This is a genomic window from Ruegeria sp. CDSC079, assembly GCF_059610505.1.
The window spans coordinates 498,642-525,100 of sequence record NZ_JBXWNT010000002.1 but is presented as its reverse complement, the minus strand read 5'-3'; the positions used below and the strand labels follow the sequence as shown (position 1 = coordinate 525,100).

General features: G+C 59.0%; 24 protein-coding genes. 6 read left to right on the top strand and 18 right to left on the bottom strand.

What is annotated here, in order from left to right:
- Nucleotides 1-33 precede the first annotated feature (33 nt).
- From AC2FIC_RS05790 to AC2FIC_RS05780, 3 genes are all read right to left on the bottom strand, one after another.
- Complete coding sequence (locus tag AC2FIC_RS05790; protein ID WP_496692331.1) at nucleotides 34-906, bottom strand: 50S ribosomal protein L11 methyltransferase; 873 nt, start codon at nucleotides 904-906, stop codon at nucleotides 34-36.
- 66 nt (nucleotides 907-972) lie between these two features.
- Nucleotides 973-2,205: an MFS transporter gene (locus AC2FIC_RS05785; RefSeq protein WP_271952281.1), complete on the bottom strand. Its 1,233-nt coding sequence runs from the start codon at nucleotides 2,203-2,205 to the stop codon at nucleotides 973-975.
- Nucleotides 2,206-2,285: 80 nt separating this feature from the next.
- Nucleotides 2,286-4,481: a primosomal protein N' gene (locus tag AC2FIC_RS05780; RefSeq protein WP_496692330.1), complete on the bottom strand. Its 2,196-nt coding sequence runs from the start codon at nucleotides 4,479-4,481 to the stop codon at nucleotides 2,286-2,288.
- An 88-nt stretch (nucleotides 4,482-4,569) separates the two neighbouring features.
- Here AC2FIC_RS05780 and fsa point away from each other — a divergent pair, with 88 nt between their 5' ends.
- The 4 genes from fsa (at nucleotide 4,570) to AC2FIC_RS05760 (ending at nucleotide 7,808) form a co-directional block, all read left to right on the top strand.
- Nucleotides 4,570-5,223, top strand: coding sequence for a fructose-6-phosphate aldolase (gene fsa, locus AC2FIC_RS05775; RefSeq protein WP_142640163.1), 654 nt, complete (start codon nucleotides 4,570-4,572; stop codon nucleotides 5,221-5,223).
- Nucleotides 5,224-5,420: 197 nt separating this feature from the next.
- Nucleotides 5,421-6,128, top strand: coding sequence for a DUF484 family protein (locus tag AC2FIC_RS05770; RefSeq protein ID WP_496692329.1), 708 nt, complete (start codon nucleotides 5,421-5,423; stop codon nucleotides 6,126-6,128).
- Nucleotides 6,125-7,045: a tyrosine recombinase XerC gene (locus AC2FIC_RS05765; RefSeq protein ID WP_281973813.1), complete on the top strand. Its 921-nt coding sequence runs from the start codon at nucleotides 6,125-6,127 to the stop codon at nucleotides 7,043-7,045. The genes AC2FIC_RS05770 and AC2FIC_RS05765 overlap by 4 nt, the downstream gene beginning before the upstream one ends.
- A gap of 67 nt (nucleotides 7,046-7,112) precedes the next feature.
- Nucleotides 7,113-7,808 carry a CDP-alcohol phosphatidyltransferase family protein gene (locus AC2FIC_RS05760; protein ID WP_271952286.1) on the top strand — a complete coding sequence of 232 codons (696 nt, stop codon included), beginning with the start codon at nucleotides 7,113-7,115 and terminating at the stop codon, nucleotides 7,806-7,808.
- 2 nt (nucleotides 7,809-7,810) lie between these two features.
- Here the strand turns inward: AC2FIC_RS05760 and AC2FIC_RS05755 are convergent, their stop codons facing one another.
- The 10 genes from AC2FIC_RS05755 to AC2FIC_RS05710 all read right to left on the bottom strand — a co-directional run bounded on the left by AC2FIC_RS05755 (nucleotide 7,811) and on the right by AC2FIC_RS05710 (nucleotide 20,297).
- Nucleotides 7,811-8,278 (bottom strand): GreA/GreB family elongation factor, encoded by a 468-nt coding sequence (locus tag AC2FIC_RS05755; protein ID WP_142640155.1) that lies wholly within the window; start codon nucleotides 8,276-8,278, stop codon nucleotides 7,811-7,813.
- A 76-nt stretch (nucleotides 8,279-8,354) separates the two neighbouring features.
- Nucleotides 8,355-8,810 carry a methylated-DNA--[protein]-cysteine S-methyltransferase gene (locus tag AC2FIC_RS05750; RefSeq protein WP_496692328.1) on the bottom strand — a complete coding sequence of 152 codons (456 nt, stop codon included), beginning with the start codon at nucleotides 8,808-8,810 and terminating at the stop codon, nucleotides 8,355-8,357.
- Nucleotides 8,811-8,942: 132 nt separating this feature from the next.
- Nucleotides 8,943-11,855, bottom strand: a complete 2,913-nt coding sequence (ileS, locus tag AC2FIC_RS05745; protein ID WP_496692327.1) for an isoleucine--tRNA ligase — start codon at nucleotides 11,853-11,855, stop codon at nucleotides 8,943-8,945.
- Between the two features lie 163 nt (nucleotides 11,856-12,018).
- Nucleotides 12,019-14,712, bottom strand: coding sequence for a DUF2339 domain-containing protein (locus AC2FIC_RS05740; protein WP_496692326.1), 2,694 nt, complete (start codon nucleotides 14,710-14,712; stop codon nucleotides 12,019-12,021).
- A 95-nt stretch (nucleotides 14,713-14,807) separates the two neighbouring features.
- Nucleotides 14,808-15,287 (bottom strand): DUF2269 family protein, encoded by a 480-nt coding sequence (locus tag AC2FIC_RS05735; RefSeq protein ID WP_282022407.1) that lies wholly within the window; start codon nucleotides 15,285-15,287, stop codon nucleotides 14,808-14,810.
- On the bottom strand, nucleotides 15,287-16,594 hold the full coding sequence (locus AC2FIC_RS05730; RefSeq protein ID WP_282022401.1) for an SDR family oxidoreductase: 1,308 nt from the start codon (nucleotides 16,592-16,594) through the stop codon (nucleotides 15,287-15,289). Before AC2FIC_RS05730 ends, AC2FIC_RS05735 begins: the two co-directional genes overlap by 1 nt.
- A 91-nt stretch (nucleotides 16,595-16,685) precedes the next feature.
- On the bottom strand, nucleotides 16,686-17,396 hold the full coding sequence (locus AC2FIC_RS05725; RefSeq protein ID WP_496692325.1) for a VIT1/CCC1 transporter family protein: 711 nt from the start codon (nucleotides 17,394-17,396) through the stop codon (nucleotides 16,686-16,688).
- 54 nt (nucleotides 17,397-17,450) lie between these two features.
- A complete protein-coding gene (locus tag AC2FIC_RS05720) occupies nucleotides 17,451-18,440 on the bottom strand; it encodes a YcjF family protein (protein WP_281996070.1) in 990 nt (329 codons plus the stop codon).
- Nucleotides 18,433-18,888 (bottom strand): GNAT family N-acetyltransferase, encoded by a 456-nt coding sequence (locus tag AC2FIC_RS05715; protein WP_142640138.1) that lies wholly within the window; start codon nucleotides 18,886-18,888, stop codon nucleotides 18,433-18,435. The genes AC2FIC_RS05720 and AC2FIC_RS05715 overlap by 8 nt, the downstream gene beginning before the upstream one ends.
- Entirely contained in the window at nucleotides 18,885-20,297 is a 1,413-nt protein-coding gene (locus tag AC2FIC_RS05710) for a YcjX family GTP-binding protein (protein WP_496692324.1), read from the bottom strand. Before AC2FIC_RS05710 ends, AC2FIC_RS05715 begins: the two co-directional genes overlap by 4 nt.
- A gap of 108 nt (nucleotides 20,298-20,405) precedes the next feature.
- Between AC2FIC_RS05710 and truA the strand changes: the two genes are divergently transcribed.
- Nucleotides 20,406-21,173 carry a tRNA pseudouridine(38-40) synthase TruA gene (gene truA, locus AC2FIC_RS05705; RefSeq protein WP_496692323.1) on the top strand — a complete coding sequence of 256 codons (768 nt, stop codon included), beginning with the start codon at nucleotides 20,406-20,408 and terminating at the stop codon, nucleotides 21,171-21,173.
- Here truA and AC2FIC_RS05700 read toward each other — a convergent pair.
- From AC2FIC_RS05700 to AC2FIC_RS05680, 5 genes are all read right to left on the bottom strand, one after another.
- A complete protein-coding gene (locus tag AC2FIC_RS05700; RefSeq protein ID WP_142640132.1) occupies nucleotides 21,170-22,072 on the bottom strand; it encodes a nickel/cobalt transporter in 903 nt (300 codons plus the stop codon). The genes truA and AC2FIC_RS05700 overlap by 4 nt on opposite strands.
- Nucleotides 22,057-22,704, bottom strand: a complete 648-nt coding sequence (locus AC2FIC_RS05695) for a DUF1007 family protein (protein WP_281996060.1) — start codon at nucleotides 22,702-22,704, stop codon at nucleotides 22,057-22,059. Before AC2FIC_RS05695 ends, AC2FIC_RS05700 begins: the two co-directional genes overlap by 16 nt.
- Before the next feature lie 73 nt (nucleotides 22,705-22,777).
- Nucleotides 22,778-23,584: a thioesterase family protein gene (locus tag AC2FIC_RS05690; RefSeq protein WP_496692322.1), complete on the bottom strand. Its 807-nt coding sequence runs from the start codon at nucleotides 23,582-23,584 to the stop codon at nucleotides 22,778-22,780.
- Between the two features lie 8 nt (nucleotides 23,585-23,592).
- A complete protein-coding gene (locus AC2FIC_RS05685; protein ID WP_496692321.1) occupies nucleotides 23,593-24,828 on the bottom strand; it encodes an acyl-CoA dehydrogenase family protein in 1,236 nt (411 codons plus the stop codon).
- 189 nt (nucleotides 24,829-25,017) lie between these two features.
- Complete coding sequence (locus AC2FIC_RS05680) at nucleotides 25,018-25,374, bottom strand: hypothetical protein (protein WP_496692320.1); 357 nt, start codon at nucleotides 25,372-25,374, stop codon at nucleotides 25,018-25,020.
- Between the two features lie 174 nt (nucleotides 25,375-25,548).
- Between AC2FIC_RS05680 and AC2FIC_RS05675 the strand changes: the two genes are divergently transcribed.
- On the top strand, nucleotides 25,549-26,382 hold the full coding sequence (locus tag AC2FIC_RS05675) for a bifunctional allantoicase/(S)-ureidoglycine aminohydrolase (protein WP_496692319.1): 834 nt from the start codon (nucleotides 25,549-25,551) through the stop codon (nucleotides 26,380-26,382).
- Nucleotides 26,383-26,459 lie beyond the last annotated feature (77 nt).

Here is a 26,459-nt window from a genome sequence, read left to right as displayed (position 1 = left end):
AAACTCTACAAAACTCCTGCAAATGGCCCGATTTTAGCCCTGTTTGGTTAAGACTAGCGACGTCCATTCACCAATTTGGTCATTTCTAGAGGCATTGAAGCCATTTTGGAGATAAACGGAAACAACGTCCTCGGCTTGCTCGTTAAGGATTCCCGATAGAATCGCCTTACCCCCAACCCGCAGATTCGCTGAAATTTCGGGCGCCAGGGCCACCAATGGGCCCTTGAGGATGTTGGCGAATATCAGGTCATAGGGCGCAAGAGATTTCAGCTCCGGATGATCGAACCCCGCAGCCTCGACACATTGAACCTTCCCTGACATGCCGTTTGCCTTCAGGTTGGCTTCAGCAACTTCGACAGCAACCTGATCAATATCGCTGGCGATGATGTCCCCCTCCCAAACACGAGCGGCGGCCATCGCAAGAACGGCGGTGCCGCAACCGATATCTGCAACTTTTGTCGCGGTAAAACCCTGATCGAGCAGAAAATCCAGAGCCTTGAGACACCCAAGGGTGGTGCCGTGATGCCCGGTACCGAAAGCCATTGCAGCCTCAATCAACAAAGGGATACGGCCTTCGGGCAGCTTGTCGGCATCGTGACAGCCATAGACGAAAAAGCGGCCAGCCTCGACAGGCGCCAATTCACGGCGGACATGGGCGACCCAGTCGGTTTCGGGCAGTTCCGAGATTACAAAGGGTTTGGATCCGAACGCAGCCGCCAGAACCGCCAGTGCCGTTTCATCCGGCGCTTCGGTGAAGTAACCGCCAATCTCCCACAGGCCCGAGCCATCTTCGACTTCGAATACGCCCACGCCCGTGGGTTCGGGATCAAGACGCTCCATGGCTTCGCCCAGACCATCGGCTGATTTTTTGCCGGTCAGGGTGGTAAGCGCGGTGAATGTGGGCATGGGAGCCTCCTGTGTCAGCTGACACAGCGCCTAGGGTGCGGGCCCGCGAAGGTCAAGCATTGGCAGCTATTCCGCCGGAGCGGGCGCGTATTTCGACAGTATCGTCTCATTCCCAAGCTCTGGGTGGCGCGGGATCAGCAGCGACAGCGATAACGAAATCAACGCCATCGCTGCAGCCACTGCAAAGACCGCTCCGGGCGAGTACACCCAGAGCAGGCCCAGAAGCGCTGGTAGGAATACCGCGGCGATATGGTTGATCGTAAAGGCAACCGCTGCGGTTGGCGCAATATCTGCCGGATCGGCAATTTTCTGGAAATAGGTTTTAAGCGCCAGAGCCAGAGCGAAAAGCACATGGTCAATCACATAGAGAGTAGCCGCCAGAACAACGCCCCAACCGAACCAATAAATGCCGCCATAGGCTGCAAATACAACGGCCAGGCCTGCATATTCGAAAATCAAAGTGCGACGTTCACCGAATACGGACACAGCTTTGCCTAGCATCGGCGCAACCGAAATGTTGATAACCAGGTTGATCAAGAAAAGACCGGTGAGTTCGTGGACCTCAAACCCGAATTTCTCGACCATCATGAAACCGGCGAAAACGACAAAGATCTGACGACGCGCGCCCGCCATGAACTGAAGCGCATAGTACAGCCAGTATCGGCGGCGCAGCACAATTTTTTTGGTTTGCGGAGTCGGCGCGTCGAACTGCGGATAGGCGACCAGACAGAACAACGCCAGCAAAGCCGTCAGCCCACCCGCAGCCATGAATACAGTGTTATAGGACAGATCGAACCGATCCCACGTCAGGACAATCAGCCCATAGATAACCAATGTCGAAGCTGATCCCATGGCGACCATCCAGCCCAGAAATTGCGGCGCTCGGTCCTTGGGCAACCACTGCAGCTGAAGGGATTGGTTCACGGTTTCATAATAGTGGAACCCGATCGAGCTCAGCAGTGTGACGAACAACAAGCCACCAAGGCTTGGGAACCACGCTGTCACCGCAGTCGCAACACCCAGCATGATCAGCGAGATCATCGCCAGCACCTGCTCCCGAACAAACAAGATCACGGCAATTACGCCTACAGCCAGAAAGCCTGGGATCTCGCGCACGGTATGCAGCAGGCCGATGTCGGCACCGTCGAAATTCGCCACTTCAATAACGAAATTGTTCAACAACGCGCTCCATGCGTTGAAAGCAATGGGCATGGTCAGTGCCATCACGAATAAAAGCGTGATGGGACGGCGCCAGAACGGAAGGCTTTGCGCCTCGGAAAGTGGCATGGGTTTCAGCATGAGAGTCCCTCTACGCCCATTTTCAGGTTTTGGCGAGTAGGAAGAAGGGCACGCACATTGGCTCTGCATGAATGCAGAGGTCAGTAGAAATTTTGCGGGTCAATATCAACGGTCAGCCTGATGTCACCTTTCAGCCGCAGCGGTGCTATCCAACGGGCGATGGCATCCTGAATTGGCGCTCCTTTGGGGGCTTTGACCAGCAGCCGCACCCTGTGTCGCCCGCGGATACGCGCAATGGGCGCAGGCGCTGGACCAAAGACCTGCGCACCGATCTGCCGCAACGGGGCGTCGTTGCGGGCCATGGCGTTGCCGATGTCAAAAACAGGACCGACCTCGAGGCCAGACAGAACGATACCGGCCATGCGTCCATAGGGGGGAACACCGGCGGCCAACCGTCCGGCGGCCTCGGCTTTCCAGAACCCTTCTTCATCGCCCGAAAGGATGGCGCGAATGACGGGATGTTCCGGTTGAAAGGTCTGCAACAGCGCCTGTCCGGGCTTATCCGCGCGCCCGGCGCGGCCAGCCACCTGCCGCATCAGCTGGAATGTGCGTTCGGCGGCGCGCAGGTCCGCCCCATGCAGACTGAGATCGGCGTCAATGACACCCACCAATGTCAGTTTCGGAAAATTGTGCCCCTTGGCCACCAGCTGCGTACCAATGACGATATCGGCGTCACCGGCAGCAATCTCTTCGATCTTTGCTTTCAATGCGCGCGCCGATCCAAACAGATCGGATGACAGCATGGCAATATTTGCCTCGGGAAATGTTGCCTCAGCCTCTTCAGCCAGCCGTTCGATCCCCGGCCCGACCGGGGCCAGCTTGCCCTCGACCTGACAGGAGGGGCAGACCTCGGGCATGGGTTTGGTCTCACCGCATTGGTGGCACATCAGACGCTTGAGAAACCGGTGTTCAACCATGCGCGCATCGCAGTGATCACAGGCAATCTGCTCGCCACAAGCCCGGCACAGGGTGACCGGCGCATATCCCCGGCGGTTAATAAACAGAAGGGATTGTTCACCCCGCTCGATCCGCTGATGGACGGCCTGCCGCAGCGATGGAGAAATCCACGTCCCCGGCTGCATCTTCTCGGCCCGCATGTCGATGGGCTTCATCTCGGGCAACACCGCATCGCCAAAGCGCGAAGTCAAATCGAGCCGCTCATACTTGCCTGCTTCGGCATTGGCCCAGCTTTCCAGTGACGGCGTCGCACTTGCCAGAATAACGCGCGCGCCGCAAATGGCGGACCGCAGCACAGCCATGTCACGGGCGCTGTAATGCACACCATCTTCCTGTTTGTACGAAGTGTCATGTTCTTCATCGACCACGACCAACCCAAGATTGCGAAACGGCAGAAACAGGGCCGAGCGCGCGCCGACAACAAGCTGTGCATCGCCCTGCCCCACCATGCGCCAGACTCGTCGGCGTTCGGTCATCGTCGCGCCCGAATGCCACTCTGCCGGGCGCGCGCCGAAACGTGCCTCAACGCGCGTCAGGAATTCGGCGGTCAGGGCAATCTCGGGCAGCAGAACCAGCGCCTGCCGCCCCTGGCGCAACGCTTCGGCGACGGCCTCAAGATAAACCTCGGTCTTGCCCGACCCGGTGACGCCTTTCAGCAAGGTCGTGCCATAATCACCCGTTCGCAGACCAGATTGCAGGGTTTCCACTGCTGAGGCCTGATCATCGGTCAACGCCTTGCCCGGCAGATCCGGATCCAGATGTGGATAGGGCAGATCGCGCGGGCTGTCTTCTTCGCGAACCGCACCGAGTTTGACCAACCCCTTCACGACTGAAGAGGTCACACCCGCCTGTTCGGCCAGTTCCTTCAGCGTAAAGGCCAACCCGCCGTAGTCGCGCAGCAACTCCAACACACGGGTCCGCGCGTCGGTCACCCTGTCAGGGTCCCTGTCGCCAAGCCGATAGACCTTGCGCATCGAAGGCGGATCGCCCAATCCGGGTGCGCGCGTAGCCAATCGCAACATCGCAGGCATCGGAGTCAGCGTGTAATCGGCGACGCGCCCCAGAAACAGGCGCATCTCTTCGCGCATCGGCGCGACTTCAAGCACCCGGATCACCGAGCGGGTCTTGGCAAGGTCAAAGCCACCCTGCCCCGGCCCCCAGACCACGCCCAAGACTTTGCGCGGGCCCAGCGGCACCTCGACAAAAGCGCCCAGAAAGCACCCGCCCTCGGGCGCCTTATAGTCCAGCGTCCGGTCCAGCGGTTGGGCGGTCAGCACCGCCACCAACTCACCTTGGTCGAAAAACTCCTGAGTGCTCAATGCATATCCTTGGCAAGGGGTTCCAGCATGGGTCTCTTTGAGGTAAAGCCATCCGCGACCAAGGCCAACCCATCAAAGGACTGCCCGCATGAAATTCTTCGTAGACACAGCCGAGATCGACGCAATCGCCGAACTGAACGATCTGGGCATGGTGGACGGTGTCACCACCAACCCTTCGCTGATCCTGAAATCGGGCCGCGACATTCTGGAAGTGACCAAGGAAATCTGTGATCTGGTTGACGGACCGGTCTCGGCCGAGGTCGTGGCAACCGAAGCCGACGACATGATCGCCGAAGGTCGCAAGCTGGCCAAGATCGCCCCGAATATCGCTGTCAAAGTGCCGCTGACATGGGCGGGCCTGAAAACCTGCAAAACGCTTAGTGACGAAGGCCAGATGGTCAATGTGACCCTCTGCTTCTCGACCAATCAGGCGATTCTGGCCGCCAAAGCCGGCGCAACTTTCATCTCGCCCTTCATCGGACGTCTGGATGACATCAACCTAGATGGCATGGACCTGATCGCTGATATCCGTCAGGTCTATGACAATTACGGATATGAGACCGAAATCCTCGCCGCATCGATCCGCACCGTGAACCACGTGACCGACAGCGCCCGCATCGGCGCTGATGTCATCACCGCACCACCCGCTGTGATCAAAAAGCTGGCCGATCATCCGCTGACCGATAAAGGCCTTGAAACCTTCCTGTCCGATTGGGCCAAAACGGGTCAGAAAATCCTCTGATTCTGCGCGAACCCGCGCGGCGCCCCTGGCGCCGCGCTCGGCCCAGCTGCTTTGAATCTGATCTCGGATCAGATCTCTGCAGACCGGAGTTTTCCCGACCACATTCCCCGCGAAATTCAAATTGACGCTCATTTTTCCCGAGGCAGATCCGGCAAGCCGTGCTATAAGGCCGAAAAATAAAAAAGACCGGACAGGACATGAGCAGCAACACCATACTCAAGGACACCTTGCGCGAGGCGATTCTGGCCGAACCAGATGCCATTCTGGATGACAAGGACCTGATGCAGGCCCTCGTCACCGCAAATGAGCAGGCGCGCGGGAATAACGTCATCGACCTGCGCGGCATAGCCATGCAACGGCTCGAAGCCCGGCTGGACCGGCTGGAGGATACGCACCGCTCGGTCATTGCGGCAGCCTATGAAAATCTGGCCGGCACAAATCAGGTTCACCGGGCCATTCTTCGGCTACTTGAACCGGTCGGATTTGAGGAATTCCTGCACATACTTGGTGCAGATGTGGCTGACATACTGCGTGTCGACCGCATTACGCTGGTTCTTGAAACGACGGCAGTCCAGAAAGACCCGGCAATCTCAAGACTTGCAGGCGTGCTGGCCATCGTCGAACCCGGTTTCGTCGACAACTATCTGACCTTTGACCACAGCGGCCCAGCACGCGAGGTCGTCTTGCGTGAAATCATCCACCCCGCACACAGGATATTCGGCAGTGATGCGGATCACCTGCGCTCCGAAGCTTGTCTGAGGCTGGATTTGGGCGAAGGCCGACTGCCTGGCATGATCATCATGAGCGCAAAAGACCCCAGGCACTTTACGCCAAAGCTGGGCACGGATCTTCTGACTTTCTTTGCTGGTGTCTTCGAACGGTCGATGCGCCATTGGCTGTCGTGAGCCTTATTTCTCCGGCTTGTCGTGACGCACTGCAAAACTGGCTTGATGGCCTGGGGGCCTTGTCAGGCCGGTCCGAAAACACGCTTACCGCCTATCGGGGGGATGTGTCCGAATTTCTGTCCTTCATGACACTGCACCATAGCGAAAGTCAGGGGATGGCGGCGATTGCACGGATTACAATCTCGGACATGCGGGCATGGATGGCCGATCAGCGCGCATCCGGCGTTGGCTCGCGCTCGCTTGCGCGCAAACTTTCCGCCGTAAAAACCTTCTACCGTTGGCTTTCCGAGCGTGAAGGGTTTGAGCCGACCGCAGTTCTGTCGACGCGCGCCCCCAAATTTACCCAAAAACTCCCTCGACCCATGGCCGAGGATGCCGCACGTGCGATGATTGAAACGGTCGAGATGCAATCCGCCAGCGACTGGGTTTCTGCCCGCGACGTTGCGGTCGTTACTCTTTTATATGGCTGCGGTTTGCGTATTTCCGAGGCTCTCTCACTGACCGGAGCGGATACCCCTTTGCCCAACTCGCTGCGGATCACCGGCAAGGGCAACAAAGAAAGAATCGTTCCGGTCCTGCCGGTCGCGCAAACAGCTGTAGATCAATATGTAAAGCTGTGCCCTCACCCCCAATCCAGGGAGAAGGCACTGTTTCGCGGGGTTCGCGGAGGCCCCCTGAACCCCCGAGCCATTCAAGGTGTGATGGCCAAAGCGCGCCAGCAGCTTGGGCTGCCCTCCACTGTAACACCCCATGCCATGCGCCACAGTTTCGCGACCCACCTGCTGTCTGCGGGCGGTGATCTACGCACCATTCAGGAATTGCTGGGCCACGCATCGCTGTCCACCACCCAAGCATATACTGCGGTCGACACGGCGCGCCTGATGGAAGTTTACAACCGCACCCACCCAAAAGCCTAAGCAAACACTATCCAAATTGACCGGGCTTTTGGTTTGCATCTGGCCCGCGCATCATTCAAGAGACACCATGACACACAGATTCAAAGCTCTTTCCGTACATCTATTCACCGCGACCGGCGCCGTATTTGCAATGCTCGCCATGCTGGCCGCCGTCGAAGAGAAGTGGAGCCTGATGTATCTGTGGCTGGTCGTCTCGTTTATTGTGGACGGTATCGACGGCCCCTTGGCGCGGCACTATCACGTCAAAAAGAACGCCCCGGAATTTGACGGCGTGCTTCTGGATCTGATCATTGATTACCTGACCTATGTGTTCATCCCGGCCTTTGCCCTGTTCAAATCGGGCTTGATGGACGGCTGGACCGGCTGGTTCGCCATCATCGTCATCACCTTTGCCAGCGCCATGTATTTCGCCGACACGCGGATGAAAACGAAGGACAATTCCTTTTCCGGCTTTCCGGGCTGCTGGAACATGTTCGTCATTGTGATCTTCGCGCTCGAGCCCAATTTCTGGGTTATCCTGCTGCTGGTGACGCTGCTTTCGCTGGCGATGTTCCTGCCATTGAAGTTCATCCACCCAGTGCGCACAGAACGTTGGCGCAATGTGTCATTGCCGATGGCATTTGCCTGGACCTTCTTCGCCGGATGGGCTGCCTGGGTCGATTTCCACCCCGAAAGCTGGGCCCATTGGGGTCTGGTGATCACCAGCTTGTATCTGGTGTTCGCAGGAATTGCCCAGCAGGTGATCCCGCCGCGCAAAGCTTAAGGTCACAGGACCTCCTGCACCTCGAACTCGGTTCCGTTATGGGCGAACACATCACCCTGTTGCAGGCCAGCCATCGCCAAGTAAATCGGGCTTTGGGTTGAGATGCCCATATAAGTTTTGCCGTCCACTTCGAACCGCGTGGTCGAGACGCAGACCACAAAGCGCCGGTTGTTGAACTTGACCACCGCACCCGGTTGCACCCTGTCGGTCAGATCAAAATCCGTATTCTCGATCACATCGATCTTGGCATGATGAGCATGAACCGGCGCATCGAAGGCTGCTGCCAGATCGGCATTCTCACGCGAGGCTGCGATGTCATCCTTGTCATGCCCTTCCCGGTCATCAAGCTGCGAATCTTTCAGGAAAGCGTCGTAATGCGCCTGCGCGGTCGCAAGCTCTTGCTCTTCAAGCGACATAAGGCGGTCGATGATGGCCTTTTTACGAGCTGCCAAGTCTGGTTGATCGGTCATACCATGCGATCCTTTGAAATCTCTATTTGAAACAAATTGGGCATCAACCAGCGGGATTGCAACAGAATTCCGCTTTCTAGATCAGCAGACCGGCGGCGCGTTCATGGCGTAACAGCGCGACTTTGGTTTCAATCCCGCCATCACCTGAAAACCCGCCCAGCCCGTTTGCGGCCAGCACCCGGTGGCAGGGGATAATCACCGGAATGGGATTGGCGCCACAGGCCTGCCCCACCGGTTGCGGGGGCTGACCGAGTTCCTTCGCGAGATCACCATAAGTTCTGGTTTCGCCCAGCGGAATGGCAAACATCAGGTCGCAAACCTGACGCAGGAATTCCGACCCCTCGATACGGTAAGGCAGATCGAACCTGTCCAACCGCCCCTGATCATAGGCGCGCAGCTGCGCGGCGGCCTCCTGCAACAGGGGCGTGACTTCGCCCTGATTGCCGCCATTCCAGATCAGACGCGTCACCGCGCCATCTGTTCCTTCAACACCCAAAGTCCCGAAACGGGTCTCAACCGCAATCATTCCCATGCGAACAGGCTGACAGAAACCGCGCGCATCACAACCCGAATTCTGCGGATCCGGATCTTCATCTGGCCAAAAATACCTCGGAGCGCGAGGCAGAGCCTCGCAAAAGACTCCGCCTCAGCCGCAGAACACTGATTAGCTCAGCGCGTCGTTACAACGCCCGCACACGCCGTCATGCGCATGGCGCCCAACATCAGGCAGGATTTTCCAGCAGCGCTGACATTTCTCGCCCTCAGCCTTTTCGAACACCACGGCCACGCCCTCGATTTCCGGCACGCGGAACGCCTCGGCCGGGGCCGGATCTCCGGTGACGGTCAAACCGGACGTGATGCACATGTCATCGACGTCAAACGTTGCCAGAAGATCGCGGGTTTCACCATCTTCGACATGCACGATCGGTGCGGCCTCAAGGCTGGAACCGATGACCTTATCCTGTCTCTGAACTTCGAGCGCGGCAGTCACAGCGCGGCGGACCCGGCGGATCTTGGCCATGCCAGCCTCAAGCTCGGTATTGCGCCAGTAGGCAGGCGTCTCCGGGAAGTCCACCAGATGGACCGAGCTGTCGTCACCCGGGAAACGCTCCAGCCAGACCTCTTCCATAGTGAAGACCAGAACTGGGGCCAGCCATGTGGTCAGACGGTGGAACAGTATATCCAGCACGGTGCGCGCGGCACGACGGCGCAGATTGTCGCCGTCGCAATACAGCGCATCCTTGCGGACGTCGAAATAGAAGGACGACAGATCAACGGTTGCAAAGGTGAACACCGCACTGAATACGCCCTGGAAGTCGAAAGACGCATATCCTTTTCGCACCTGTTCATCCAAATCGGCCAGACGGCTGAGCACCCAGCGTTCCAGGCGCGGCATATCCGCAGGGTCCACCCGGTCGGCCTCAGAAAAATCAGCCAGCGAGCCCAGCATGAACCGCATGGTGTTGCGCAACCGACGATAGCTGTCGGCGGTGCCCTTCAGGATTTCAGGTCCGATCCGCTGGTCAGCGGTGTAATCGGTCTGAGCCACCCACAGGCGCAGGATATCGGCACCGTATTGCTTGATGACCTCTTCGGGCACGATGGTGTTTCCCAGCGATTTGGACATCTTGTTGCCCTTGGCATCGAGCGTAAAGCCATGGGTCACCACGTTGCGATAGGGCGCGCGGCCCTTGGTGCCGCAGGCCTGCAGCATGGACGAATGGAACCACCCACGATGCTGGTCGGTGCCTTCCATATATACATCGGCGATGCCGTCCTCGGTGCCGTCCTCACGGTCGCGCAGCACAAAGGCATGGGTCGAGCCCGAATCGAACCAAACATCCAGAACGTCGAACACCTGATCCCAGTCATCCGGGTTATAGTCATTGCCCAGGAAGCGCTCTTTCGCGCCGTCAAGATACCAGCAATCGGCCCCGTCCTGTTCAAACGCTTCTTTGACGCGCGCATTCACGCCAGGGTCGCGCAGCAGAAAATCGGGATCGGTCGGCAAAGCGCCCTTCTTGGTAAAGCAGGTCAACGGTACGCCCCAGGCGCGCTGGCGCGACAGAACCCAGTCTGGCCGGGCCTCGATCATGGAATACAGACGGTTCCGGCCGGTCTGCGGGGTCCATTTCACCAACTCGTCGATCGAACGCAGGGCGCGTTCGCGGATGCTATCGCCCATTTCGCCCATGCCGTCGTCCAGTTTGCGGTCGACCGAGGCAAACCATTGCGGCGTGTTGCGATAGATGATCGGAGCCTTCGAGCGCCAGGAATGCGGATAGCTGTGCTTGATCTTTCCGCGCGCCAGCAACCCGCCAACCTCAACCAGTTTATCGATCACGGACTTGTTGGCATCACCCTCACCGCCCTTGCGGGACAGGATGTATTTGCCGCCAAAGAACGGCAGATCAGCGCGGAACGAACCATCGTCCATCACGTTATAGGTGATGACCTGCTCCAGCATGCCAAGATCACGGTAGAGCTCAAATTCCTCCATCCCGTGCGACGGCGCGCAGTGAACAAACCCCGTTCCTTCGGTGTCGGTCACGAACTCAGCCGCGCGGAAGTCACGGATGTCGTCCCATTCGCCATTACCGCCCTCGGCCCCGGCCAGCGGGTGGGCCAGTTGGACAGATGACAGCTCATCTGCTGTGATATCACGGACGCGGGTCCACTGGTCGTCGTTCAAGCGGGCGCGGCCCAGCACGTCAGCGGCCAGATTGTCCGCCAGCAGGAACTTGTCGCCAACAGCAGCCCAGCATTCCTCTGGTGCATCAGTGACTTCGTACAGCCCGTAGGAGATGTCCTTGCCATAGACCACAGCCTTGTTCGAGGGCATGGTCCACGGGGTTGTCGTCCAGATCACAACAAACGCGTCATCCAGATCGCCCGCATTCACAACCTTGAACTTCACCCAGATGGTGAAGCTTTCCTTGTCGTGATACTCGACCTCGGCTTCGGCCAGCGCGGTTTTTTCAACCGGCGACCACATGACTGGCTTGGACCCCTGATAGAGCGTTCCGTTCATCAGGAACTTCATGAACTCATCCGCGATCACAGCCTCGGCGTGATAGTCCATGGTGATGTAGGGATCGGCCCAGTTGCCGGTGATGCCCAGACGCTTGAACTCTTCACGCTGGATGTCGATCCAGCCCTCGGCGAACTTGCGGCATTCCTGACGGAAGTCGACAACGTTCACCTCGTCCTTGTTCTTGCCCTTCTTGCGGTACTGTTCCTCGATCTTCCATTCGATCGGCAGACCGTGACAATCCCATCCTGGCACATAGCGCGCGTCGTGGCCCATCATCTGATGGCTGCGCACGATCATGTCTTTGATCGTCTTGTTCAGCGCGTGACCGATATGAAGGTGACCGTTCGCATACGGAGGGCCATCGTGCAGGGTAAAGGGCGTGCGGCCCTGTTTTTCACGCAGGCGGTCATAGACACCGATCTCTTCCCAGCGTTCCAGCCATGCGGGTTCGCGCTTGGGCAGGCCTGCGCGCATGGGGAAATCGGTTTTCGGCAGGTTCAGCGTGTCTTTGTAATCAGGTGTTTGGGTCGTGTCGGCGCACATTGGGGGCGTCCTTTGGATGATCTGGTCGTATTGGGATCGAAGCGGTCGGTGCGAGTTCTCAAACACCTTTGCCCGGCGTCTCAGTGGTCAGAGCGCCGGGGAAATAATTCGAATAATGATGGCCAGACGGGCATACATGGCCGCGCTTATAGGACGCTCACAGCTAATGGTCCAGAGGTTCCGCCCCTTGTGGCGATTGGCGCAGCTTTGCCCAGCGATTCAGCCACGCCAAACCGGCCAGTGCAAGCCCCAGCGCCAGCAGCGAAAAGACCCGGATCAGGCCGCCCAGCCCGGCGATGTCGATCAGAAATACCTTAGCCACGGCCAGTCCGATCACAGCCAGCCCCACTTTGCGCAACAGGTCGGACCGACGGGCCAAAGATTGATAAAATAGCGCCGCGCCTGCAATCAAAAGGGCCAAGGTATAGGTGTAAAGCTCTGGTTGGCTGACCCCAGCCCCGACATACATGCCACCGGGACCCTGCCAGAAATGACGAATAGAAGCACCCAACCAATATGCTGCAAGCGCACCCGCAAGACCGAAACAGCCCTGCCGCAACCAAACCGGCATCGGTTCAACGCGCCAGGCTGACATGGCAAGGACCCCGGCAGGAAGAAGGTAGGCTATGGCAAGCGTGTTCATCAGCGCAGGCCCCAACACGGGATCACTGTGCAAATAAAGAACGGGATTTGCCTCGGTCAGCGCTTGCGCAAGTCGGAACAGGGCATGGGCGGCAAAGAACGCCGCCAGCCCATAGCGGACATAGTTCAACGGCCCGCCCAAAGCGAACCGCCGTATCTGTGCCGCCGCCAACAGCAGCCAGATCACCGCCATCAGGCCCAACCCCCAATGGCTGTCCTCCATCCCTCCTTGACCGAACCCTTCCAGCCAGCGCAGCAGCAGCAATGACAGCAATATCCCCGCGGTTGCCCAGGCTGCGCTTTCCAGTAGCAAGATTGCAACGGGGCGGTTCAATCCCCGGATCAGGCCCCAGGCGAGAACATATCCAAGGGTGGCGGCGCCATAGACCAACGTCATTTCACCGACCGGCACCGTATTGGCCCAGTACAGGCCCGGGTTCAGGATCAGCCGCACAGTCACCGTGAAGACCCCGGCCCAGATAAACCAACTGAGCTGAGGCAGGTTGAACCGACGATCCAGCGCGGCAGCGGCTACAACGGTCACAACCAGCGCAATCGTCAAGGCGCCAGAACTCAGCACGATGACACAGGCAAATGCAAGACAGGACAGCGCGGATAACGTGGCCAGCGCAGGACGTATACGTTGTTCACCATCCACGCGCGCATAGCGTTCGGCAAAGACCACCATCAAGGCACCCAGAGCCATTGCGTGCAGCCCCCAGAAATACGCGCCCAAAACCTCGGCCGGGCGCCAAGCGATCTCAAGAGCGATGGCAAGTATCGGTGCGGTTATTACCGCCCCAGCCGCCCAGACCACGCCATAGCGCCCCTGCTGCATCGACCGCCACGCCGCCGCAACCGACAGGGCTGCACCCAGTGCCACAAGCAATGTCACGACAAAGGGAAAATCCGCCTCGGGGGTTTCGGCATAGGTCTCAGCAAAACGCTGTGCGACTTTGCCACGATCCAAACCCTGGAGAAATACGAGCCAGACAAGGCCAACAATCGGGAAAACACTGATGTCCTGAAGCGCCCTCGCCCCGCTTGTCCAAACGATCATCGCAAAAGCCAGACCAGCCAAAAGCGTCAGGCTCAACCAGAACTCACCGGCGGAATCCGGCCAGTGCAGCGCCAGGATGGCCGAGCTGACCGCAACCGCACCGAATGCCAGACGCGTCGGAAACTCGGGCCATGCCTCGCCGCTTTGGCGTCGGATCATTTCGCTGACCATCGGGCCGGTGTGATCAGGCCAAATTCGCCGGACCGGAATTGCAGTAGTGATGAGCGCAAAGGCGGTGATGCAGGTCAGATAGCCCGGCTCTGTCATCGGTTCCGACAGGACCAGCAGCAGACACGAAGAATAACCTCCGACCAGTGTCAGAACCGAAATCCACGCCCATCGGCGCACTGTATCTATGCCCAGGCCCAGAACCGTTATGGTCAGGAAGTAGCCATATAACCAGGTCGGATCATCCGAAGAGCCACCGACCAAGAATGGGGCGGCAAAGGCACCTGTCAGTCCGACAGCTGCCAATAGCGGACCATGGAACCAGCCCAAAACCAGCCCGACAGATGCAACGCCAATCATGGCGACAAGCGCAAATTCAGGGCCGATCAAGCCATATAGTTGCCGCGCCGCCAGAACGCCGCCAAACAGTGTGACCAGCCCCGCGCCTGAGAACACCGAGGGCAAATAGGCGCTCGCGGAGTCCACGCCATCGCCATAGCGCCTGCGAATGACCTCTCCGCTGACAATCAGCGCCGCGCCAAACAGCAATGCGGCAACGACACGTGCCGACGGCGGCAGCAACCCGTTCTCGACGCCGTATTGCACCAAGAAAATTCCGGCCAGTGCCAGCGACAGTGCCGAAACGACATAGAACCAGTTTTCCTGCAGCCATTCCTGCAGCAACGCGAAACGGTCAGAGCTGAAAACCAGTGCTTCTTGAGGAGATTGCGGGGGGATTGGCTGTTCGGTCTCAGGTTGGTCGGCTATCGGCCACACTGGAGGCGCTTTGGTCGGAATATCCTGCGCCTTGGGCTCGGGCTCTGTCGCGGGTTCTGGTTCAGTATTGGTGCCTTGTTTCAGTGACAGGATGTCCGCCTCTAACCGGACGACCCGCCGCCGCAACCGAACCTGACTGACAAGCAGCAGCACAATGGCCAAAGGAATAGCCAGCGCAACCAACGCAAGAAGGACCAGAAGGGATTCCAACCTGTTTCTCCTATCAAATTCTCTGCAGGCTAACCTGATGCATCAGGTAGAAACAGTCCGGAATACCGTCCTGCATACCGCGACATGGCCTGAAATCAAAACAGGTCTATCGAAGGGCGGGAAATCATGAGCCAGACTATGGCCAAAACGGCCAGAAATGCGGGGATCCCACATGCAAACCAAAGCCGGAACAATATGAAATACGAACGCGGCAGAGCAGTATCGCGATCTGCCGCCTCTTGCGCGAGGTTCCGCATCTTTATCTGCATCCAGACGACCGGCAGCCAGAAGACCCCGGTCAAGACATACAGCAATAGTGACAGCAGCACCCACCCTTCGACCAGTGACCAGCCCAATCTGAAGGCGAGCAAGCCACCTGAAATTGGCTGCAAAACAACGGCGGTTGTGGTGAACAGCATATCGGCCAGCACCACGATTGCCGCCGTCTGGGCAATGAAACGCGGGTCGCGTGACCGATGGGCCATCAGCATGAAGAATGCGATTCCGGCCCCGGTTCCCAACAAGACGCAGGCCCCGATCACATGAAACCAGCGCAAGATCAGATCCGGGTCCATCATCGGCTTTTCACCATTGGCAGTGCGACCAGCGACAACATGATCGCGGGAATGACTTTAACAAGCGGTCCAAGCGGGTCGAGCCACAAAGCAGGAACCATAAATGAGGCCGCCAACAGGTAAAAGATCGACACACCGAGCTGAGCCATGCAGGCGCGTTCTGCCCAGGGACGCCAAAGGATCGCAAGCCCCAGAAAGATATCGACACATGACCAGAACAGCACACTGACCACAGCGGCACCACTGGTCCAGCCTGCGACGGTTAGGACTTGTGTGGCTTGCGGCAGGCTCAGCAATCCGAAAACACCTGAGAGAACCCAGAAAAGGCTGAGCACCGCAACCGTCAACGGCATCAGCAACGACATCCGTGCAGCCAACCTGTGTTCGCGGGAACAGGCCATGCTGCGATAAATCTCGGGCATCGAACCCATGGATTCGCCTGTCACCCTGCGAAAAGGGGCCGGGTCGCCAAGAACTCCGGTAGCCATGACTGTCATTGCGTTGCTGCGAAGGGGCGAACGCCACCCCAAGCGCCCAAGTTGATCGGCGCAACCGGCGGCGAACTTAGCAACCACAGCCGGTGCCGTTATCCGAACACGTGCCTTAGGGAACCCCATCCAACGGCGGGTTTCGTCCAGAACCTCGGACAGCGAATGAGCCTGATCCTCGACCAGATCATAGGTTCCCTGTGGCAACGTCTCATCAACGGCCGCCGCCACGGCGCTGCTCAAATCGGCCAGTCCAACACATTGAACCAGCGTCTGCGGAAAGGCGATCGGTTGCACAAGCGGAATTGCGGCCAGCATGCGCAACAAGGTCGTTCCACCATAGTCAGTCTGCCCGATCACAAGGCCCGGCCTTAGAATCCACAGCGGCACACCACTGGCCTGCAAGGCGGCATCCCCGGAGGCTTTGGTGCGCATAAATTCCGTGTCGGCCTCTGGGCTGCTTCCGGTTGCAGAAATCTGTATCACGGCAATGCCGCGCGCGGCGCAGGCCTGCCCGAGGGCGGCAATCGCAGTGTGATGCACCGCCTCGAGATTGTCCTTTGGTCCGTCCTGCAACGCCCCGGCGCAGTTCACGATACAATCAAAACCTGACAGAATTTCCCGCCAATCGTGTGGGTGCGTGAGCTGGCGCAAATCTCCCTGAGCCAAAGACATCCCGGGCAGGATTTTCTCACCCAGGTTTGTATCGCGCACAAGGCCGCATACATTGGCACCTCGATCCGAAAGAGACCGCATCATCGCCGCGCCGATAAACCCATAAGCGCCTAGAACAAGTATATTTTTCCCAGAACCTTGCATCGGGCACCTTACCTGCTGAAGTTGCGCCCCAACCTAGCGGGTCGAGCGGCAGCCGTCTGCGGCACCGGGCAAACTGCGACAATTCCGACCGCTAGGGGTGAAACAGTGAACCGACGAAATAGGCGATTGCGGCAGCGGCCCCACCAATCAGCAGCGTTTCGATCCCTGACCGCCACCACGGAGCCAGCGACCAGCGGCTTTTGAGGGCACCAATGGCAAAGAAAACACCCATCGTCATCCAGGCCGAAGCAGCAAATGCCCGGTCCACCGAAAACAGAAACGGCAAAAGCGGAACCATGCCGGCCACAAGAAAGGCAAAAAACGTCGCCACCGCAGCTTTGCGCGGATGCGGATCGACGTTGCCCAGGCCATATTCTCCCTCGATCATCAGGTCGATCCAGTTGTCATGGTTTTCCGTGATCGCATCGGTGGCTTCGTCCAGCACACGGCCCGACAGTCCTTTCTGGGCTAAAATCTCGCGCACCTCGTTCCGTTCACCATCGGGGTAAAGATGTATATGACGCTCCTCGATCGCGCGAATGCGCCGGATGTTATCCAGTTCAGCCTTGGTGCCCGAGTAATTCCCCGCCGCCATCGAAAACCCGTCAGCCAGCACATTGGCCAGCCCCAGCGCGATGATGATGAACGGTGACAACCCCGCCCCGGCAACGCCCGCAACGATGGCAAAAGTGGTGACTGATCCATCGATCCCGCCGTAAACCACATCACGCAAAACGCCACGCCCCGGCGGCGCGTTGATACGTGCCGCGATTTCTTGCTGGCTGTGTCCATGGTCTGTCATGGGTGCCTCCTGCTTTGTTATGATGCGCGGCTGGCAGGAACGCTTTGTCTCAGGTCAAGTTTTCGAAAACAGCCCCGCCAGCGCACGCTTGATCATCGACCGGGTCGAGGGCTTGTGACGGTCCGAGAACGGTAAAGGACGGCAGACCTCCATCGCGGCCACGCCGACGCGCGCGCTAAGCGCCCCGTTAACCAGGCCTTCGCCAAACCGCCGCGACAGTTTGCTTAGGACAGAGCCGCCCAGCACCGGTTCCAGCAAGTCATCGCCCATAGCCACGGCGCCGGTTGCAACCAGATGCACAAAGACCGCCCGGGTCAGGCGCCAACTGCCCAGAAAACCGGCCCGCCCACCATAGATCTCGGCAACGCGGCGGATCATCCGCAGCGAAGCGGCCAAAGCCGTCGCCACATCCGCAAGAGCCAAAGGAACCAGAGCGGTCACCGTCGCGACCTGACGCGCGGCGGCCTCGACTTCTCGACTGGCCGCGGCATCCAGAGGGGCCAGCAGCTCATCCTCGGCCAGAGCCATCAGATCTGAGGCATCGAAAGGCTCAGCGATTCGTTTGGCCAGCCTATCGCGGCCCCATCGAACGTCCTCGCGCCCGTTGTAAAATGCCAACAACCGGTTGGTTACGGCGCGGGCTTGCGTCAGATCCGCCTCTGCCAACGCGGTGTCTGCGGCGCGACGGATTCCATCAACACGCGAAAGCCGCCCGATCGCGGCAAGTTCTCGCAAAGCGATGATCAGGGCAACCAGCAGCAACGCGCCAATCAGGCCAGTTACGACCCATCCCAAAACCGGCGCGCGCAACAGCAAAGCGGTCACAAAATCCCATGCCGCCACCGAGACAACCGCGCCGATGACCGCCGCCGCCAGTCCCCAGAACCAGCGTGACAGGGCCGACGGTTTCCGTGCAGCCAGACGCGCGGCGGCCTGCATCGCCTTCCCCTGTGGTTCGCCCGCATCCGGAACGGGCGGTGCCAAAGCGACATCCGCAACAGGTTCCTCGGGATCAAGATCGATCAGAACCGGACCCTTAGCCATCAGCAGCCCTTTCTCTGTTCCAGACAAATTTGATGTCCGGCAGGTTTTCGTCATTATCGGCCCCGTCACCGCGGGCAATCTCGGCAAATCCGTTGCGCTCGTAGAATCTTCGCGCGCCATGGTTGGCCTGAAAGGCGAACAGGGACAGCTTTTGTCGGCCAGATTTCGCCTGATCCAACAGGCGCTGCCCAATGCCCTGATTGCGCGCTGACGCACGCAGGTAAAGCGAATGGACCTCTGAACCATTCAATGCCAGAAAACCAACTACACCATCCTCGTTTTCAGCAACGGTGATCCAGTCGCGATCAATCATCACGCCGCAAAAGGCGATGGTTTCGGCACAGGAATGCAGCTCTGGCATCCACTCATTTTCACAAGCAAAACCATGCAGGATTTTCCCCGTCGCGCCAGCATCCGTGCTGCGCGCAGGGCGGAGCGTTACGGTCATAGCCGGTCTCCGATCAGGAACTGGGCCGCGCGATCAAGTCGGATATGGGGCGGGCCGTCACCCGATCGCAGGGTCAGGTTCGCAGGCGCAAAACTCATGAACCCATAGTCTTCGCCCAGCCAGCTTTCTGCTCCGCTGCGGGCTGCCCCCAACAAATGAGCCGGGTCTTCGGGCAACTCACCGGGGTAGAAGGCCGCCTGCTTGCCGTCAAGCAAAGTGCCCCGCACGCAGGCAAGCGGCACTCCTTCATGGGTTCGCATCTCTTCGGTTGTTGCCCGCAAAGCCGCCAGTGACACAGCCGAGGTCTCGGCCCCGGCAAAACTGGCGCGGTCACGGGCGTCGCGGGTCAATGCCTCCATGATGCTGGTCAGACGTGGATGTTGCAGGTGGTGCAAATGATCGGCCTTGGTGGCGGCAAATAAAATGCGCTCGACCCGTTTGCCCAGAAGATACTGGCTGAGCCACGCGTTGCGCCCCGGACGGAAGGCCGACAGGATATCTCCCATCGCTCGGCGCATATCCTCAACCGCTTTCGGCCCTTTGTGAATCGCACCCAGCGCGTCGACCAGAACAACCTGTCGATCGATCCGGGCAAAATGTTCGCGAAAGAACGGTTTGACCACGCGCAATTTATAGGCTTCGTAGCGCCGCGCCATTTCGCGGTGCAGGCTGTTACGGGTGGCGACCCCTTCGACTGGCAGCGGCGCGAAGGTCAGAACCGGTGATCCCGCCAGATCACCCGGCAACAGGAACCGTCCCGGCGTACAATCGTAGAACCCGGCATCGCGCGCCGTGTTCAGATAGCCCGAGAACGCCTGCGCCAAAGATTGCGCCACCGGCTCATCATGTTTTGCCTCCGGCGCGACCGCTTTGGCCTGCGCCAGAAACTCTTGTGCCTCGGCCCGCTCTGTGATGCGGGTCAGCGTTTCGGTTGACCAGTCGTCATATGATTTGTCCAGCAGGGCCAAGTCCAGCAACCATTCGCCCGGATAATCCACAATATCCAGATGCACGGTTCGCGGCCCCTTCAGGCCAGACAGCAGACCGGCAGGGCGAACCTTGAACGACAGGCGCAGCTCGGACACGGCGCGGGTGCTTTCCGGCCAATGCGGGTTTGGCCCGGTCAGCGCAGCAAGGTGGTTTTCATAGTCGAACCGGGGCACGGTATCATCCGGCTGCGGCTGAAGGTAAGCTGCGTTGATCCGTCCCTCATGCTGCGCAACAAGGCCCGGCATTCGCCCACGGTCCAGCAGGTTTGCAACAAGCGAGGTGATGAACACCGTTTTGCCCGAACGCGCTAACCCGGTGACACCAAGGCGGATGACCGGCTCGAACAGAGCTTCGGAAACGCTGTCGCCCACGGATTCCATGCCGCGCACAAGACTGTCTGCCATAGATGAGATGACCAAGCCGTCGCCCCGCTTTTATCGTTTCGCTCAAGATAGGTAGCCACCGTCCGACATGCCAGCGCTTTCCGGCCCCTTGCCCGCCGTCGCGCAGCACGGTACCAGCAGCCCATGCCCAGATACGCGTTGAAAGTCGAATATCACGGAAAGCCGTTTGCCGGGTGGCAGAGGCAGAAAGATCAGCCCTCGGTTCAGGGGGCGATCGAAGAGGCATTGTCGCGGATACAACCCGGGGACCACACGATCGCTGCGGCAGGTCGCACCGATGCCGGTGTCCACGCGCTAGGACAGGTCGCCCATTGCGACCTGATCAAGGAATGGGACCCTTTCCGACTGTCCGAAGCGCTGAACTATCACCTCAAGCCGCAACCAGTGGCCATCGTGAAAGCCGCACGGGTGGACGATGACTGGCATGCGCGGTTCTCGGCGCTTGAACGGCAATATCTGTTTCGCATCCTGATGCGCCGCGCGCCTGCTACCCATGACGCGGGGCAGGTTTGGCAAGTTAGTCACCCGTTGGATATTGATGCGATGCAGGCCGCGGCGGACATGCTGATCGGACGGCATGATTTCACCACGTTCCGGTCCACGATCTGTCAGGCCGCCAGCCCGGTCAAGACGCTGGATGAATTGCGCGTGGAGCAGGTACAGGGCTTTTCAGGCCCCGAGGTTCATTTCCACGTCCGGGCACGGTCATTCCTGCACAATCAGGTGCGAAGCTTTGTTGGCACGCTGGAACGTGTCGGCGCCGGGTCTTGGACGCCCGAAGATGTGCGCGACGCGCTGCAAGCTGAGGAGCGTGCCGCCTGCGGGCCGGTTTGCCCGCCACAGGGGCTGTATCTTGCGCGGGTCGGCTATCCGAACCCGGTGTTCGACTAAAGCGCGCGCAGTAAAAGGCCACCAGCTATCACCGCAATCAGCAACCCGGCGACCAGTTCGATGGTTGGGGCCAGCACCTGTGCAAACCGCGTCGCTGAGGCCGAGGCCAGCATCCCCCCGCGCAGACCGAAAGAGGTCCACCCTACCAGAGTGGTGACAGTCGCAGTGCCCAGCGCCATGCAGAACGCCCCGGCGATGCCAACGATGGCGATGCCCATCTGCCAGGTCAGGATCAACACAAACAGCGCCCCGGTACAGGGGCGTGCGGCGATTCCAGCGATCAGCAACGCCGCCTCGCGCAGGCTACCGACCTGCGCCACCTCATCCGCAGACGGACCATGCCGGTGGCCGCAATCCGAACAGGTTTCGTGATCGTGGTGATGATGATCTGCGCCGTGATCCCGGCTGCGTTTGGCAAAGCTCCGCAAGGCGCGAAACACTAGCCAAAGCCCGATCGCAGTGATCGCCCCATAGCTGACTGGGGCCATGATTTGCTCCGTTGTGTCGACCAGTCTTTCCCGAGACATCTGGAACACCAGCACACCGGCATAGACCAGAACAATCGCGGTTACGGCCTGTCCAAGGCTGGACAACACACTGATCGCTGAAAGCCGCCAGAACGCCACACGCCGACCAAGCCCATAGCCACCGATCAGGACTTTGCCATGCCCAGGACCGATGGCGTGGAAGAACCCGTAAGCGAAGCACACCGTCAACAAAGTCATGACCGCCTGAGGTTGTTCGGCGCGGGCAGCGCGCAGAGACCGCGCAATCTGGTTCTGAAATGCACGCTGTTCACCGGCAGCCCATGCCGCAAGTTGGTCAAACCCGCCGCTGAACCAGAACCAGAGCAGAACTCCGACCGCCAGAACAAACGGGACAATTAGGTATTTGGACATGAAATACGGATCTCGGTTGCAAAGTTTTCGCCCACCATCGGGATGTCATTTTCCTCAAGGTCGTAATTGGCATCCAGCGTCAGCAGAAACGCCTGCATTTGGGCAAGCTGTCCGTCGACATCCGGCTCGACGCGGTCAATCTGGCAGGTCTTACTCCCCGAAACCGTCACCGGGCGCGTCAGGTCATATGCGGTGTAATATGTCTCATCAAACGCCTTGGCCGATAAGGCGGTGGCCGGTACAGGCCCCCCTTCGACACTGCGCAGATGCGAGGTCACGATGCGCCCGTCCTCCATCAATGCTTTCGGCTCCAGTGGGCCAGAAAGCGGCAATACCTCAGCCTCGGACCAGACGACCAGATCGCCGTTATAGCCTTGATCCCACTGTGCATCGAACCCGGACAGGAAATCCTGTTCGCTTTCACTTAGAAGACCGTCGCCATCCTGATCCAGCTTCATGTCTTCGAGGACAAGCAATGAGTAGAACTCGTCATAGGCCCAGGTCACACGGACATGGGTCAGCTGCCCGGAATCGTCCACAATGAATTCCAGCCCCGTGTCGATAAAGACATGCGGGTGCGTCATCGCCGGGATCGGCAAACAGCAGGTCACTAGGGTCACAAGCCAGCGCATGGGCGAAAGATAGGGTGTCGGCCTGCGCCCGGCAATCCCATTTGGGCCGGGCGCGCAGAAGCTGGCCGATGGCTCAGGCAGGTGGGAACAACACAAGGGTCTGCAGGGCTGTTCCAACCGGCCCTTCGGTGTCATACAAAACCGATTGCGACATGCCGATACCCGAGGGCTGCCAATGGCAGACAGACTCGGAGGCCAGCCAATCCGAGACCGGCTCGCGGTGCACCTGAACCGTCAAATCGGTATTCATGAACCCCATCTCGGTTGTGGGGGCATTCCACGAAATGCCATTGCCGCAATCTGCCAGTGGACACAGCGCCTGAATCGGAGATTGCACCTCGTCCCCAAGCAGCGGAGGCGTGCGCATCCAGATCGTTTTGGGACCGACGCCCTGATTTCCACCCTTGGGATAGAGGACATCGGAATAGGTCGCGAACCCAGGAAGATCGTGCCGAATTTCGCCGATGGGAAATGGGCCGTCCACCGAGTCCGCCAGTTGCGGAGATGAGAGAGCGACATTGGGAACCGGGCCAAGGTCGCGGCGGGCAAGGTGCATAGTTGTGGCTACGGCGCATAAAGTGTTGTCCAGATCGTGCACAGTAACCCGAGTGGTCGCCAGCGTTCTGGTGTGCCGCATCGTCTCGGCCGCAACCCGCAACCCGGACAGGGGCAGCGGGCGCAGCAGATCGACCGTCAGCCGGGTCAGCATCTTACCGGGACCAATTTCAGATTCCGCGGCGCGCACGATCAGACCGCTGACCGGACCAGCATGGCAATGTTCGGCAGACCACGGACCCCGCGCCGGGTCATTGCCGACAAAAACCCCATCCGCGCGTAGTCTGAAATAGGGCAACCTGAACATATCAGATTTCAAATCCACTTGGGACCTCAGACCTTTTCCTGTGTATGCTTTTTCAGCTCAGTCCGTGCGACCTGACGACGATGCACCGCGTCCGGCCCATCGGCCAGCCGCAGGGTCCGTACATGCGTCCACGCGGTCGCCAGCGGCGTGTCCTGACTTACCCCTTGCCCGCCATACATCTGCACCGCCTCATCAATCACTTTCAATGCGACCCGCGGTGCCACGACCTTGATCTGGCTGATCCATGGGGCCGCCGCGCGCGCATCGCCCTGATCCATGTACCAAGCAGCCTTGAGGCAAAGTAGCCGGGCCATTTCGATCTCCATCCGGCATTCGGCTATGATATCGAAATTCGCCCCAAGCTGCGCCAGCTTCTTGCCAAATGCTTCGCGTTGCAGCGACCGTTTGCACATCTGCTCCAGGGCCATCTCTGCTTGCCCAATAGCGCGCATACAGTGGTGAATACGTCCCGGCCCCAATCGACCCTGAGCGATCTCGAACCCGCGCCCTTCGCCCAGCAGGATATTCTCGGCAGGCACCCGGACATTGGTAAAGCGAATATGCATATGCCCGTGCGGCGCATCATCATGGCCGTAGACTTCCATCGGGCGCAGCACCTCGATCCCGGGCGTTCCCGCCGGCACCACGATCATCGACTGGCGTTTGTGAACAGGCAAGTCATCACCGCCAGTCCGGACCATGACGATATAGACCTTGCACCGCGGATCACCGGCGCCTGAGGCCCACCATTTCTCGCCATTCAGAACGTAGGATTCGCCGTCCAGCACACAGGACATCGAAACATTGGTGGCATCGGACGAGGCGACATCCGGTTCGGTCATCAGATAGGCCGAACGGATTTGCCCATCGAGCAGCGGCTTGAGCCACACTTGCTTCATCTTTTCGGACCCGTACCGCTCGAATACTTCCATGTTGCCCGTATCTGGGGCCGAACAGTTGAAGATTTCGGCACCCAGCGGGGTCTTACCCATTTCTTCAGCAAAAAAGGCGTATTCCACAGTTGTCAAACCCAGCCCTTTTTCACTGTCGGTCAGCCAGAAGTTCCACAATCCCGCCGCCTTGGCCTTGGCCTTCAACCCTTCAAGGATATCCGCCTGCCGGTCGGTATATTGCCAGCGGTCACCTTTGTTGATTTCAGCATGGAACTCTTCTTCCAGCGGCATGACTTCATTTCGGATCATCTCTGTTACGCGGGTCAGCAGTTCGCGGTTTTCCTCGCGCAGGCCGAATGACATGTTCATGAGTTTTCTCCTCCGCCCCGACACGCGGGCATTACCTTTGGGCCGAGAATGACTTAGCCACCGTCATGATGTCCAGTTGGGTGACGGGACGTCACCCACCCCATATGAGATTAAACGGGTGCAGTAACCGGAGACTGGCGACCGTATAGCCGTCAATAACCTGCGTCGCGCGCGGGTGTAGCAACCCAATTAGGGTGTGAAAATCCAGTTACCATTGGCATCTTGGCACCTGCGGGTTCTGATCTCACGGGTCTGCTCGGCACTCGGAGGTCGGATAAAATGCTGCAGATGCACGCAATTATCGCGGACCTCGCGCACACGGACGGTGCCCTTGGCCCCGGTCTCGGTGCTGATCCATTCACTTTCGGCACCAACCTGCGGCACACCACTGTCCAGCATGGTGTCTGTGGTTGCACTCAGCAATGTGAAATCATCCGGGCTCAACCCCGACTCTGCGATGATGCGAGACAGCGGTTTCGCGCTGCCGGCAACACCAATGCTCAGCACCAGAACACCTGCAACTAATAGTGATCCCCAAATTCTCATACCGCCTCGCAATTCTGCAACCAATTTACATTCAAGGATATACCCGGGAAGGCACAGGGCCAAGCCCTAGTCTGCAACCTTCAAATTATCCCGAAGAAACCTATTGCAACTCTGACGCTAGGCCATGCCGAGCGTCCCTCGCATAGTGCACGAAACACGAACCAGAGGCATTTGATGGCACACCCGACTTATTATGCGCCCCATGGCGGACACCCCGGACAGGACACCCTGTTAACAGATCGCGCCATGTTCACCGAGGCCTATGCCGTTATACCCAAGGGTACGATGCGCGACATCGTCACCAGCTATTTGCCCTTCTGGGAAAACACCCGCCTGTGGGTTTTGGCACGCCCCCTTAGCGGGTTCGCCGAAACCTTTTCGCAATACATCATGGAGGTCCAACCCGGTGGCGGTAGCGATACGCCCGAAACGGACCCCGCAGCGCAGGCGGTGTTGTTCGTTGTCGAAGGGGCGGTCACATTGACGCTTGAGGGAAGTGTTCACGTTTTGGAAACTGGTGGATATGCCTATATCCCCGCTGGTTCCAAATGGGCGTTGCGCAACCATACGGAGCAGCCAGCGCGGTTTCATTGGGTTCGAAAGGCTTATGAGGCAGTGCCCGGCCTGCCCAAGCCGGACCCGATCATCACCAATGAACAAGAGGTCGCCCCGATCGAAATGCCGGGCACCGAGGGTCGCTGGGCCACAACACGTTTCGCGGATCCGCAAGACCTGCGCCACGACATGCATGTCAACATCGTGACTTTTGAACCCGGCGGCGTGATCCCATTTGCCGAAACCCACGTCATGGAACACGGGCTGTATGTGCTGGAAGGCAAAGCCGTTTACCGGCTGAATCAGGACTGGGTCGAGGTCGAAGCCGGAGACTTTATGTGGCTGCGCGCCTTTTGCCCTCAGGCGTGCTATGCGGGCGGTCCCGGGCGGTTCCGGTATCTGCTGTACAAAGATGTGAACCGCCAGATGCCTCTTTCACCAGGCGGGCGCTAGGATAAATTCGGCCTTGGCGGAACTGGGCAAGCGCGGTAATCTGGTGGAATAATAAACGGTTTTAGTTCAGGAGATTG

Bases quoted from the DNA above. Each gene is read 5' to 3' on its own strand.
- AC2FIC_RS05700 (WP_142640132.1), bottom strand. From the start codon at position 22,072: ATGTCCAAATACCTAATTGTCCCGTTTGTTCTGGCGGTCGGAGTTCTG.
- AC2FIC_RS05770 (WP_496692329.1), top strand. From the start codon at position 5,421: ATGAGCAGCAACACCATACTCAAGGACACCTTGCGCGAGGCGATTCTG.
- AC2FIC_RS05725 (WP_496692325.1), bottom strand. From the start codon at position 17,396: ATGACAGACCATGGACACAGCCAGCAAGAAATCGCGGCACGTATCAAC.
- AC2FIC_RS05730 (WP_282022401.1), bottom strand. From the start codon at position 16,594: ATGCAAGGTTCTGGGAAAAATATACTTGTTCTAGGCGCTTATGGGTTT.
- AC2FIC_RS05680 (WP_496692320.1), bottom strand. From the start codon at position 25,374: ATGAGAATTTGGGGATCACTATTAGTTGCAGGTGTTCTGGTGCTGAGC.
- ileS (WP_496692327.1), bottom strand. From the start codon at position 11,855: ATGTGCGCCGACACGACCCAAACACCTGATTACAAAGACACGCTGAAC.
- AC2FIC_RS05750 (WP_496692328.1), bottom strand. From the start codon at position 8,810: ATGGGAATGATTGCGGTTGAGACCCGTTTCGGGACTTTGGGTGTTGAA.
- AC2FIC_RS05685 (WP_496692321.1), bottom strand. From the start codon at position 24,828: ATGAACATGTCATTCGGCCTGCGCGAGGAAAACCGCGAACTGCTGACC.
- AC2FIC_RS05720 (WP_281996070.1), bottom strand. From the start codon at position 18,440: ATGGCTAAGGGTCCGGTTCTGATCGATCTTGATCCCGAGGAACCTGTT.
- AC2FIC_RS05735 (WP_282022407.1), bottom strand. From the start codon at position 15,287: ATGGACCCGGATCTGATCTTGCGCTGGTTTCATGTGATCGGGGCCTGC.
- truA (WP_496692323.1), top strand. From the start codon at position 20,406: ATGCCCAGATACGCGTTGAAAGTCGAATATCACGGAAAGCCGTTTGCC.
- AC2FIC_RS05785 (WP_271952281.1), bottom strand. From the start codon at position 2,205: ATGCTGAAACCCATGCCACTTTCCGAGGCGCAAAGCCTTCCGTTCTGG.
- AC2FIC_RS05695 (WP_281996060.1), bottom strand. From the start codon at position 22,704: ATGCGCTGGCTTGTGACCCTAGTGACCTGCTGTTTGCCGATCCCGGCG.
- fsa (WP_142640163.1), top strand. From the start codon at position 4,570: ATGAAATTCTTCGTAGACACAGCCGAGATCGACGCAATCGCCGAACTG.
- AC2FIC_RS05715 (WP_142640138.1), bottom strand. From the start codon at position 18,888: ATGACCGTAACGCTCCGCCCTGCGCGCAGCACGGATGCTGGCGCGACG.
- AC2FIC_RS05755 (WP_142640155.1), bottom strand. From the start codon at position 8,278: ATGACCGATCAACCAGACTTGGCAGCTCGTAAAAAGGCCATCATCGAC.
- AC2FIC_RS05760 (WP_271952286.1), top strand. From the start codon at position 7,113: ATGACACACAGATTCAAAGCTCTTTCCGTACATCTATTCACCGCGACC.
- AC2FIC_RS05790 (WP_496692331.1), bottom strand. From the start codon at position 906: ATGCCCACATTCACCGCGCTTACCACCCTGACCGGCAAAAAATCAGCC.
- AC2FIC_RS05675 (WP_496692319.1), top strand. From the start codon at position 25,549: ATGGCACACCCGACTTATTATGCGCCCCATGGCGGACACCCCGGACAG.